Source organism: Campylobacter concisus, assembly GCF_002914005.1.
Taxonomy (GTDB): Bacteria; Campylobacterota; Campylobacteria; order Campylobacterales; family Campylobacteraceae; genus Campylobacter_A; species Campylobacter_A concisus_N.
This window is the reverse complement of record NZ_POZU01000040.1, coordinates 42350-54511: the sequence shown is the minus strand read 5'-3', so window position 1 is coordinate 54511 and position 12162 is coordinate 42350. Positions and strand designations below refer to the sequence as shown.

The following is a 12162-nucleotide window of genomic DNA, read 5'->3' as shown; positions in this document are numbered from 1 at the left end:
GCTATAATCCAAACTAGTTTCAAGGTTTGAAATACTAATTGCAAAAGGAAAATCATGACAACAATTGATTGTAGAAATTTAGAATGTCCAAAACCAGTCATAATGACAAAAAATGCACTTGATGGTTTAAGCGAAGGCGAAAGCTTAGAAATTTTGGTAAATGCACTAGCCCCAAAAGAAAATATTTCAAGATTTTTAAAAAATCAAAATATAAACTTTAGTCTAGAAAGCAATGGCAACGAAACTAAAATTTTAGCTACAAAAGGTAAAAATGCGCTTGAGCTTACAAATTTTGATGAATTTGTCTGCGACATAACACCAAAAAATAATAAAGTACTCTATCTGAATGAAGAGCGCGCGGGAAGTGGCGAAGTAGGAATAAATTTACTATCAAAATTCTTAGGAGCATTTCTTCAAGTTGAGAAAAAACCAAAGATAATAATCTGCGTAAATAACGCTGTAAAGATGACTACAAATCGCTCACACCCAAGCTTTAAGCCGCTTAAAGATCTTGAAGCCGCTGGTGTTAAAATTTTAAGCTGCGGAAGCTGCTTGGAGGCTTATAAGCTAGTAAGCGATCTTGCGATTGGCGAAATTTCAAATGCTTATGAGATCATCGACATACTCTCAACTTACGAGCAAATCAAATTATGATCTATCACGACAAAAAGCTTACGCAGTTCGTTAGAGCCGCTGGTTGAGCTGCTAAGCTTGACCCGTCGGGTCTAAACAAAACGATTAGTAGTTTAAATTTATCTCATCCAAATCTGCTCTCAAGCACCAATTCTAATGAGGATGCGAGTGTCTTTAAAATTTCAAGTGATCTTGCACTTGTTCAAACGCTTGACTTTATAACGCCAGTAGTCAATGACCCATTTATTTACGGTCAAATCGCTGCTGCAAATAGCCTAAGCGACGTTTTTGCAATGGGTGGCGAGGTGATAAATGCTCTAAATATCGTGGGCTTTGATAGTTGCAACTTGGCACCTGAAATTTTAGGCGAAATTTTACAAGGTGGAGCCGATAAAGTAAAAGAGTGTGGCGGTATAATCGTTGGCGGGCATACGATCGAGACACAGCAGATGTATTATGGGCTTAGCGTTACTGGAAGGGTACATCCTGATAAATTTTGGGCAAATAATACAGCCATAAATGGCAATGTTTTGATACTTACAAAGCCCCTTGGAAGCGGTATTTTAAGTACAGCAATAAAGGCTGATTTATTAAGCATGGAGCAGATAAAAGAGGCTGCAACTATCATGGCACAGCTAAATTTTTATGCATTAAAGGCACTTGATGGCATCAAAGTTTATGGCGCTACTGATGTGACTGGATTTGGCTTTTTGGGGCATTTAAGCGAAATGCTAAATGAAAAGATCAGTTTTGAAATTTATGAAAAAAATGTGCCAATCATTGCAAGTGTAAAGGAATTTGCAGATATGGGCATAATTCCAGAAGGAAGCTATAAAAACCGCGAATTTGCAAAGCATTTTATAGACAAAGAAGCTGACATTTTACTATTTGACGCACAAACTTCAGGCGGGCTTTTGCTTGCAGTTGGCGAAAAGGACGCGATGCTTGCAGTAAAACGCTTAAAAGAAGTAGGCTATGAGCACTCAGCTATCGTTGGCTCCGCGGTATCAAAAAGTGAGTTTGGTATATTTTTAAGATAAATTTTTAAAAATAGCATGCTATCTCATTGCGTTAGTGAAATCTTTTAATTTACTTAACCATTCTATAATTTCAAAAACTACAAAGGAGAGATGATGAACTATCTTGAAATTTTAAAATTTCGTCATGCTTGCAAGGTTTTTGACGAAAGCAAAAAAATCGGTGCTGGAGAGTTTGATTTTATACTAGAAGCTGGCAGGTTAAGTCCTAGCTCAACTGGCCTTGAGCAGTGGGATATCTTAGTCGTTCAAAATAAAGAGCTTAGAGAAAAAATAAAAGCTCTTTCATGGAATCAAGCGCAAATCACATCTTGCTCACATTTAGTTGTCGTTTTAGCTAAGATCAAAGAGGTAAAATTTGGAAGCGCATACGTTAATAAAATGATTGCTAGAAATACTAATAAAGATCCTGAAGCAATTGCTGCAAGGCAAAAATTTTATCATGACTTTTTGCTTGCAAATTTTAAAAATGATGATGAGCTAACATTTCAGTGGTCGCATGAGCAGTGCATGATAATTGCTACAAATATGATGAATGCAGCTGCAAGTTTAGGCATTGATAGTTGCCCGATAGAAGGCTTTGATAGACATGCTTTAAATGAACTTTTGGGACTTGATGAGAGCTTTCAAAGAGTGGCTATTATGGTGCCATTTGGCTACCGCCTAAATCCACAACCAAAAAAACTTCGCAGAGAAATTTCTGATATCATTACTTGGATTTATTAAGATATTTGAGCCAAATTTTAAATAAATTTTTGGCTCAATTTTAAATAAATCAATAAATTCTAAATAAATACTTACCTTTATAAACCCAAATCAAGTAAAAATGGGATAAAATCAGAGCCAAAACCTAAACTAACGAGGTGTCTATCGTGCTTGAGAAACAAAAAACCAGCCTTCAAATAGTAAAAATGTTTTATACAAAGTCTATTTTACTTTTACTCTCATTTATATTTTTAGCATTATTTGTAGTTTGTGCTGGTACGAACGATATAAAGTATGATCTTAGCTCAACTAATTCAAATATAAAATCATCAATCTCAAATAGCTTTTTTATAATAAAAAACGATCTATTTTTAAAATCAAAAATGGTTGAAGCAGGTCTTAGTGATATGCTATTTGATAAAAATTCAACAAAAAACGATCTTTATATAGCTTTTTATGTTTTTGATAAAAATAGAAATTTGCTCTATTCAAAGAGATTTTTAGGTGCTGATGGCATAGCCGAAAATGATCTATCTCAGCTTAGTTTAAACGAGACAGATGCTGGAAAATTTACAGTATCGGATCGAGTTTATAAAAACAGTCGTTTTAGAGACATTTATGCATCTTATGGACTAAAAAATGGAGGCAGCATTTTAGTTCAAATTGATATAAAATTTTTGCAAAACTACACTAATGTAGATTACGATGATAAAAGCAAAACTTATGCTTATCTGGTAGATAAATATGGAAATTTATCAAGAGATGAGTTTTATAAAAAATTTGATGAATCGATGTTTTTGCCTTATGTGAGTCTTGGCGACGAGTTTAAAGAGGATAAAATAATATTTTCTTTAAGCCATATGAGCTTTTATCTCATAAGCTATATGCCAGAGTATAAAATTTTTGTTATTACAGCTTCAACGAAGCATTTTCATATCTTTATGCGGTTTGTGTTATTTTGGCTATCGATCTTTTGTTTTATATCTTCTTTAATTTTATGGGTTAGAGATGTAAAATTTATAAAAAATAGAATAATGCCAGCTTTAAAAGAGGTAAGAGATACTTTAGATGGTGATGAATACGAGATAAGACGAAGCCTTAATGTAACAGAATTTGAAGATATAAAAAATGGAATAAACAAGCTAAAGATAGAAACCAAAAAAGCAACTGATGGGCTAGAAGAATACAAAAGTAGATTTGGCTATACTTTTGAGCAGAGCTTTTTGAAAATAGTAGTTTATGATGCTTATACTGGCGATATTATTGATGCTAGTAATGCATTTTTATCTTCTGTTGGCTACACAAAAGATGAGATTATAGAGCTAAATTTAAATGATTTAATAGATGACGATTTTGCATTGTTTATGCAAATGAAACAAGATGCTCAAAATAGCGATATGAGTTTTAAAATCAAGCTAAAAACAAAAGATGGCGGCACTAAAGAGGGATTTTTACAAGAGTCGCAGATTGAACTAAGGGATTCTAGGCTAAATTTTATGCTTATACACGAGCTTGATGATGGAAAATTTACGAAAAAGGATAACGAAGCAATAAATGATTATTCGTTTTTATCGCCAAATGTAATAGCAGAAGCTTTAAGCAGCGATCCATTTTCTATCGTAAGAAGTACGCAAAATATCGATAGTGTCTTTAAAGTCGCACAAGATAAGAAGCTTATAAATTTAAAAGATCTAATAAGTCCTGAAAGTTTAGATGAGTTTGCTGTAAATGTTTCTAATGAATCTAAAAAATTCTTTGAAAAAGGCGGCAAAAATAGCGAAATAAATCTCGTAGCCAATATGCAAACAAATGAAAACAACAAAACGCCATTTAAGATAAAAGTAAAATTTATAGATAATGGTGCTGACAAAGAGCAAAAAATCATCTACTTTTTTAATGACCTAAGCGATATAGCAAAGTTGCAAGAAAAATATGATGCTGAATTAAAATATTTTCAAAGCATACTTTGGGCAAGTCAAGCGCTTGTCTTTTCATGGGATAAAAAAAGCGACACCCTTTATATCCCAAATGCTATCGCCAAGTCGCTCGGATATGCATTAAATGGGGATATGAGTATAAATTTTGAACGTGCAAAAACTATATTTGTAGATGAATTTGTAAGCTTTAAGGACTTTTTTGACCTTATAAAAAAAGGTGAAGTATATGATGGCGAAGTGCGTTTTTATAGGGCTGACAAAGAGATTATTTATGTAAGAATTAGAGCAAAAGCAATAGCTTTTTATGATGGTGAAGTAAGCGTCATAAAGGGCACAATGCAAGATCTTAGTGTGCAAAATAGCTTTTTTTCTTATCAAGACCTTTTAGCAAAAATTTTCTCATACGCAAAAGAGCAAATTATTATGCTTGATGATGAGTTTAGGATCATAGATGCTAATGACGCTTTTTTCGATACGCTTAACATTTCTAGAGATAAAAATTTTATAGAGAAAATTTACTCAAAAGATATAATAAATTTTAAAAACGGACTAAAAGATATTAAAGATGAAATTTTAAATTCACTTAAAATAACTGGCTTTTGGCAAGGTCTTATTCATGATGTTCGAAGCAAAAATAGACTCGAAGTCATAAGTATAAGCAAGCTTTTAAACGCGTTTAGCGACCAAGAGGGATATATTTTGTTAGCTTCAAGCGCAAATGATGATTGCTACAATAAAGAGTACCTCGAATTTATCGCATATCACGATACGCTAACTGGACTACCAAATAGATTTTTACTTTTTAATAAGCTAGAAAATCTGCTAAAACAAGCGAAAAAAAGCTTAAAAATAGCAGCTTTTTATGTCGATTTTGATAATTTTAAATCGATAAATGACGGATACGGACATCAAGTAGGCGATAAAATCCTAATAGAAATTTCAAAAAAAATAGATGAAATTTTTCCAAAACAAGGAATATTTGCGAGAATAGGCGGGGACGAGTTTATAGGTGCTATGCCTTATGAAAATTTGGGAGAAATTTACGAGACTGCTGAGAACATCTTAAGAGTGGGCCAGAGTAAAATTTCTATTGATGATGATGAAAAAAAACTTAGCGTAAGTATTGGTATTAGCTTAAGTAGCGATGCACTTGGCGTTGATGATCTAATCGAAAGAGCTGATTGGGCTATGTATCAAGCAAAGCTTAATGGAAAAAATAAATATTATGTATTTAATTCGAAAAAAGATACATACTTTAAAAATGAATATAGAGACGACTCAAAGATCATTGAAGCTATCGATGCTGGTGAGATGTTCTTGCTTTATCAGCCTGAGATTGATATAAAAAGTGGGGAAGTTAGCAGCTTTGAGGCATTTATTAGATGGAAAAATGGCGATAAGATATTAAGGCCATCAGACTTCTTGCCACTTGCAAAAGGCTCAAAAGCAGTTGTTGCTATCGCATTATTTACGCTAAAAGATGCTTTAAAAGCTAGGGCTGTGTGGCTAAAAGAGGGAATAAATGCAAAAGTTAGAGTAAATTTGTGCATTAAAAAGCTAATGACATCTGAGTTTTTTGAGAAATTTAAAAAGCTTTTAGAAGATGAGCAGCTAGACGCTAATGGGCTAATCATAGATATCGTTGACTCTGCAAGTGGCGTAAATTTAGATGATGTTGTTAGATATATTGATGCTTATAAGGAGCTAGGCGTTAGCTTTTCGCTTGATGATTTTGCATCTTATTCGGGCTCAGTAGAAGCGTTAGGTATGTTAAAAACAAATAGATTTAATATAGATAAAAGATTTTGCAAACAAATTTTTGATTCAGTAGAAGCGCTAAAGACCATGCGCATGATAAAGTATGTATCAGATACATTTGATTTTGATGTCATGATAAAAAATTTAGAAGATAAAAGCATGCTTGAAATTTTTGTCGGGTTTGGCTTTAGTAGATTTCAAGGACGGCTTTTTGCGCCAGAGCTTAGCCTGGATGATGTGCTCAAATTTAAATTCACCCTATCATCTCCGCTAAATGTAAGAAATTTTCAAGATGATGAGAACTACAATATGCTTTGCAAAATAGTAGGTGCAAAAGAGCTTATGATTCGTTTGATAAATTTGCTTAAATGCGATGAAAAAGTAAGCGAAAAATTAAAAATCGAAATAGCAAATCAAGTAGATGATATCAGAACAATAGATAAAAAATTAGCTGAAATTTTAGATACGATCCTTGTAAAAATAGACAAAGAGAACGTAATAAATTTAGCTAATGAGGCAATTTTATTATGTGACAATGATCTAAATTTGAGTGGAGCGAATAAATAATGAATGAAAATGCTTTAAATGTTTATGAGCATGAAATCCCAAATGGAAGCAAGCTATACTTTGCCAGTAGCGCAAAGCTAAAGAGGCAGATCGAGCAAAAAGCTAGTGAAATTTTAGAAAATGAAGGCTTTAGCGAGATCGTAACGCCATTTTTCTCATATCACCAGCATTTAAGTGTAGATGCTACAAATCTTTTACGTTTTAGCGATAGCCTAAATCACGAAATAAGTCTAAGAGCTGATAGTACGGTAGATACTGTAAGGATCGTGCTTAGAAGACTAAAAGCAAACGAATCAAAAAGATGGTTTTATATCCAACCAGTCTTTCGCTATCCAAGCCAAGAAATTTATCAAATCGGAGCCGAGCTAATCGGTGAAAATGATGTTTTAAAAAGCATAAATATCGTAGCAAAGCTTCTTAATGAGCTAAAAATGGATACATTTTTGCAAGTGAGCAATATACAAATTCCAAGGGTAATTTGTGAAATTTTAAGTGTACCTATTGAAATTTTTGAAAATGGACAAATGGAAAAAATTTTATCTCAAAATGTTCCATGGCTAAGTGCTCTTGCTCTTTTAAAGTCAGTTGATGAGTTGGATGAGGTGATTAAAATTTCTCCAAGCAAGCTAAAAGAACCGCTTGAAAATTTGAGAAATTTAGCTAGCGCTTTAGAATATAAAAATTTAAGAATAGTTCCGCTATATTACTCGAAAATGAGATATTACGATAGTTTATTTTTTAGATTTTTAAGAAATAACAGCATAATAGCAAGTGGCGGCAGCTACGAAATAGACGGAAAAATAAATAGTGGTTTTGCTGTTTATACAGATGCATTGATAGAAGAAAAAATTAATTTAAGGAAGTAAGAATGAGAAAGGCTGATTTAGTAGTTGGAGTTCAATGGGGTGATGAGGGTAAAGGCAAGATAGTTGATATGCTAGGACTAAACTATGACATGATCTGTCGCTCACAAGGCGGCCATAATGCCGGTCATACGATCTGGGTTGATGGCGTTAGATACGCGCTTCACCTTGTTCCAAGTGGAATTTTGCATAAAAATATCATAAACATCATTGGCAATGGCGTTGTTGTTTGTCCAGAAGTGTTAATCACCGAAATGGCTCAGTTTGAAAATTTGGAGGGAAGGCTTTATATTAGCGATAAAGCACATTTAAATCTAAGCTACCATAGCCAAATCGATCAAGCAAAAGAGAGACTAAAAGGCGAAAAAGCAATCGGTACGACTGGAAAAGGCATAGGACCAACTTATGCCGATAAAATAAGCAGAAGCGGTCACAGAGTAGGCGAATTACTTGAACCAGAGCGTTTGTGTGATGCTTTAATGCATGATTTTGAGACAAACAAATGCGTATTTGACGCGCTTGGTGTAAAAATTCCTAATGAAAATGAATTGCTTGAAGAGCTAAAAAGATATAAAGAGGTTTTAGCTCCATTTATCGCAAATACTACAAACCTAGTGTGGAAGGCACTTGATGAAAATAAAAAGGTATTACTTGAAGGCGCTCAGGGCACACTTTTAGATATCGACCACGGCACATATCCATACGTAACTAGCTCAAATACCATAAGTGCAGGTGCTTGCACAGGTCTTGGACTAAATCCAAAAGAAATCGGTGAAGTAATAGGCGTCATAAAGGCATATACAACTCGTGTTGGCTTTGGCCCTTTCCCAACAGAAGATAAAGGTACGAGTGGCGATAAGATGTGTGATATCGGTAAGGAATTTGGCACAACAACAGGCCGCCGCAGACGTTGTGGCTGGTTTGATGCTGTGAGTGTAAAATACGCATCAAGACTTGACGGTGTCGATACTTATGCGCTTATGAAGCTTGATGTACTTGATGGATTTGAGGTGGTAAAAATTTGCAAAGCTTATCAATATAATGGTGAAACTATCGATTATATGCCGACAGATCTTGAAAATGCAACTCCTATCTATGAAGAACTTGCAGGCTGGGATAGCGTAAAAGGCATAAGCAAATATGAAGATCTGCCAGCAAATGCAAGAGCTTATATCGAGCGAATAGAAGAGCTAACTGGCGTAAAGATCGGCTACATCTCAACAAGCCCTGAAAGAAGCGATACGATCATTAGATGAAAAGCAAATTTACCTCTATCGTCCGTGTAAAAAAACAAGAGATGGATAAGGTAGAGGTAAAGCTTGCCGTTGCCAGGCTTAATGTAAGAAATTTTGAAGAAAATTTAGTGCATTTAAGAGCAAGGCTTGAGGAGTTTTGCTTGCCAAAAAGTGGCAATATAGGCGAGTTAAAGGAAAATTTAGAGTTTATAAAGATAGCAAGGCAAGAGTTAAATGCCTGCAAAGAGAGCCTTGAGATAGCTAAAAAAGAGGTTTCGCATTACGAACATAAATATAAAAATGCAAATTTAGAGTACGAAAAGATGAAATATCTAGAAAAAGAAGAGTTTAAAAAAGAGATAAAACGCATACAAAAGGCCGAAGCACTTGCGCTTGATGAGTTTGCAGTGATGAAATTTACAACTAAGAGTGAGTTGTAATGAGAGCGGTTTTATTATTCTTCATTATTTTAAATTTTGCATTTTGTTTTGAAGTACCAGTTGACTGTACGCAAATTTTTGAAGCTAGAAAAGAAGAAATTTCAAAGGAACTTGAGATCATAGATGAACAGCGCCAAGCTTTAGAGGTATTTCGCGCAAGCTCAGCAGCAGCCTATGAAGAAAATAATAAAAAGCTTGCCAAAAAAGAAGCTGATCTAAATGCGACAATGAAAGTGATCGAGCAAAAACGCAAAGAGATCGATGAAGTGGTCGCCAAAAATGAGAAAATTTTAAAAGAACTTCGCACAATGACTAGCGATAAAGTAAATGAGTCGTATTCTAAGATGAAAGATGGCGCTGCAGCTGAAGTGCTCTCTAAAATGCCTAGATCAAACGCAGCCACCATACTTTATGCTCTTGATGCCAAAAAGATATCAACTATTATGGCAAAAATGGATCCAAAAGTAGCATCCGAGATCACCACTTTGCTTCAAAAAGGGCCACCATTTGCTGATGAAAAAGGCGATATGCCAACTCCAGCCGGTAGCATAAATATACAGTAATAAATTTTTGCACAAGCAAACAAAATTTTAAAAAATTTAGACACCAAAATATAAAGCGCTTGCTTATAAATTTTTAATTTTAAGCTTGCCTAACTTTAGCTTGCATACTTTTGTGGTAACTATTTTTTAACCAAACTTGCTACGACCCCAACTCCAAGAATGGCTAGAATGATAAAAAGGCTAATTTGTGCAGAAATTTCAAAACCATGATGAAAGATATGAGTAGTCGCATTTAAAGCTAGCTTTGCTGCGATAAAAAATAAAAGCACGATAACGGAAATTTCTAAATACTTTAAAAAATTTTTGAGTGCTTCAAGCACAAAATAAAGCGTTCTTAGCCCAAGTATTGCAAATATCATCGCTGAATAAACAATCACAGGATCTTTACTCACAGCAATGACAGCCGGAACGCTATCAAAAGCAAATATCACATCGCTTAGCTCAATCACGCAAAGGCACAAGAATAATGGTGTTGCTATCCAAGTGGCTTTTAGCCTTAAAATTTGATCGTTAAGAGCAGTTTTTTGACTATCTGAAATTTGCTTAGAAATTTCGCTAAATTTAACAAAAAAACTATGTCCAAAAAGCTGTGGTAAAACCGGAAAGAAGCGATAAACTGCCCTATAAGCTATGTGGTTTGAATAATCTTTTATATCCTCATCACACTTATCTTTTTTTATCATCATTACAGCACTATATGCGACTATTGCTGCAAATATTAGCTCCATCCAAGGCGAGATGGCAAAAAGCATCGTACCTACGGCTACAAAGATGAGCCTAAATATCATAGCTCCTATAACGCCAAAATAAAGCACTCTGTGGCGATAAATTTCAGGTATATTAAACCATGAAAAAATCGCCATCATCACAAAAAGGTTATCTACTGAGAGCGACTTTTCTAGCGCATATCCTGCAAAATAAAGACTTGCTATTTCACTGCCTCGCTCAAAATATAAATATATGCCAAAAAGTACCGAAACTCCTATCCAAAAAATAGACCAAATACCAGCTTGTTTTAGTGAAATTTTCTCATCATGTTTATGAGCAAAAAGATCTATTCCAAAGGCAAGTGATGCCATTAGCAGAAAAACTATAATTGTTTGAATTTCTAATGCGTTCAACTTTTATCCTTAAAATTTTAACAAGGCATCATCAATACTTCTACTATCTCGCCTTTTTTTAGAAATTCTTTATCCATTGGGATCATTAAAAGTGCGGCTTTGTTTGTTAAATTATTTACGATCGCTGAACTGCCAAGCTTTTTGCCATTTAGATTTACAAAATTTTTTCCTTCACGGTTTTCTAAATTTACAGCTGTAAATTCTAAAAATGGTGAGCGTTTTTTATAGTCTTCGTCCATTATCGCCGTGATCTTTGGCTCTTCTTGACCAAACCACGCATTTATTAGCACCCTCACGTAAAGCACACACATAACCATTGCCGAGTACGGAAATCCAGGCAGCGCAAAGATATATTTATCGCCTGACTTTGCCACTCTGATGTGACGACCCGGTTTTATGGCAGCACCTTCGATGATAAGGCTAAAATTTTCATTTAAAGCTCCTTTTACAAAGTCATAGTCCCCCATACTTATGCCACCAGTCGTCACTAATATATCAGCTGATTTTAGTGCGTTTATGATCGCTTTTTCGACAAGCTCGGCCTTATCTCTTACGATCTCGCAAAGGATAGGCTCTGCGCCCATTTTGCGTATCTGCATAGCGATGCCTACGTGATTTGAGCTATGAATTTGTGCTGGATTTTCTAATGGCTCGCCAAGGTCTTTTATCTCGCTACCAGTTGCAAGTATCGCCACTCTTGGGCGTATGAAAACGCTTACGTGAAAGACACCAAGCTCAGCAAGAAGTGCTATCTCGGCGTAGGTTAGATGTGTACCTTTTTTGATCAAAATTTCACCTTTTTTGTAACTTTCTCCTACTTCGCGTACGGCAAAACCCTTTGGCACACTCTTTTTGATGATTATTTTTGAGCCGCTAACCTCGACATTTTCTACCGGCACAAGAGTATCAGTGCCTTCGCTCATTAGTGAGCCAGTGAAAGTTTTGACGCATTTACTACCCTCTATGACTAGTCCTTTGTCGCTACCTGCTGGAAGGTCTGTGATAAGCTCAAGCTCACTTAGACCATCTTTGAAGGCAAAAGCGTATCCATCCATCGCTGAAACTGGCTTTGCTGGGTAGTTTTCAGCAGCTGTCACGTCGTAAGCTATGTGTCTATCAAGTGCATCTGTTATGGCTACTTTTTCGATCTTATCCCACTCATTTATAGTATCTTTTAGAATTTTTAGGCTATCTGCGTAACTCATAAAATCTTTCATTTTTATCCTTTTTATGAAATTTTTGCATATTTTATCTACTTTGCTCTTAAAAAAATTAATCTTTGTTTTATTTAATGATTATTAAA

10 protein-coding genes are annotated in these 12162 nt (G+C 34.8%); 8 read left to right on the top strand and 2 right to left on the bottom strand.

Annotated features, from left to right (window positions below):
• Positions 1 to 54 precede the first annotated feature (54 nt).
• From yedF to CYP54_RS04750, 8 genes are all read left to right on the top strand, one after another.
• Positions 55 to 654: a sulfurtransferase-like selenium metabolism protein YedF gene (yedF, locus tag CYP54_RS04785; protein ID WP_103604396.1), complete on the top strand. Its 600-nt coding sequence runs from the start codon at positions 55 to 57 to the stop codon at positions 652 to 654.
• The gene (selD, locus tag CYP54_RS04780; RefSeq protein WP_430640088.1) at positions 651 to 1673 is read left to right on the top strand and encodes a selenide, water dikinase SelD; all 1023 of its coding nucleotides are present in this window, start codon (positions 651 to 653) and stop codon (positions 1671 to 1673) included. The genes yedF and selD overlap by 4 nt, the downstream gene beginning before the upstream one ends.
• A 93-nt stretch (positions 1674 to 1766) precedes the next feature.
• Positions 1767 to 2396, top strand: a complete 630-nt coding sequence (locus CYP54_RS04775; RefSeq protein WP_103604395.1) for an NAD(P)H-dependent oxidoreductase — start codon at positions 1767 to 1769, stop codon at positions 2394 to 2396.
• 146 nt (positions 2397 to 2542) lie between these two features.
• Complete coding sequence (locus tag CYP54_RS04770; protein WP_103604394.1) at positions 2543 to 6637, top strand: diguanylate cyclase domain-containing protein; 4095 nt, start codon at positions 2543 to 2545, stop codon at positions 6635 to 6637.
• Complete coding sequence (locus tag CYP54_RS04765) at positions 6637 to 7503, top strand: ATP phosphoribosyltransferase regulatory subunit (RefSeq protein ID WP_021090725.1); 867 nt, start codon at positions 6637 to 6639, stop codon at positions 7501 to 7503. The genes CYP54_RS04770 and CYP54_RS04765 overlap by 1 nt, the downstream gene beginning before the upstream one ends.
• Before the next feature lie 2 nt (positions 7504 to 7505).
• A complete protein-coding gene (locus CYP54_RS04760; RefSeq protein WP_084041659.1) occupies positions 7506 to 8756 on the top strand; it encodes an adenylosuccinate synthase in 1251 nt (416 codons plus the stop codon).
• Positions 8753 to 9175 carry a flagellar export protein FliJ gene (locus tag CYP54_RS04755; RefSeq protein ID WP_103604393.1) on the top strand — a complete coding sequence of 141 codons (423 nt, stop codon included), beginning with the start codon at positions 8753 to 8755 and terminating at the stop codon, positions 9173 to 9175. Before CYP54_RS04760 ends, CYP54_RS04755 begins: the two co-directional genes overlap by 4 nt.
• Positions 9175 to 9738 (top strand): MotE family protein, encoded by a 564-nt coding sequence (locus tag CYP54_RS04750; protein WP_084041661.1) that lies wholly within the window; start codon positions 9175 to 9177, stop codon positions 9736 to 9738. Before CYP54_RS04755 ends, CYP54_RS04750 begins: the two co-directional genes overlap by 1 nt.
• Before the next feature lie 119 nt (positions 9739 to 9857).
• Here CYP54_RS04750 and CYP54_RS04745 read toward each other — a convergent pair whose 3' ends face one another.
• Positions 9858 to 10859: a TerC/Alx family metal homeostasis membrane protein gene (locus tag CYP54_RS04745; protein WP_103604392.1), complete on the bottom strand. Its 1002-nt coding sequence runs from the start codon at positions 10857 to 10859 to the stop codon at positions 9858 to 9860.
• 17 nt (positions 10860 to 10876) lie between these two features.
• Positions 10877 to 12076, bottom strand: coding sequence for a molybdopterin molybdotransferase MoeA (locus tag CYP54_RS04740; protein ID WP_103604391.1), 1200 nt, complete (start codon positions 12074 to 12076; stop codon positions 10877 to 10879).
• Positions 12077 to 12162: the final 86 nt, after the last annotated feature.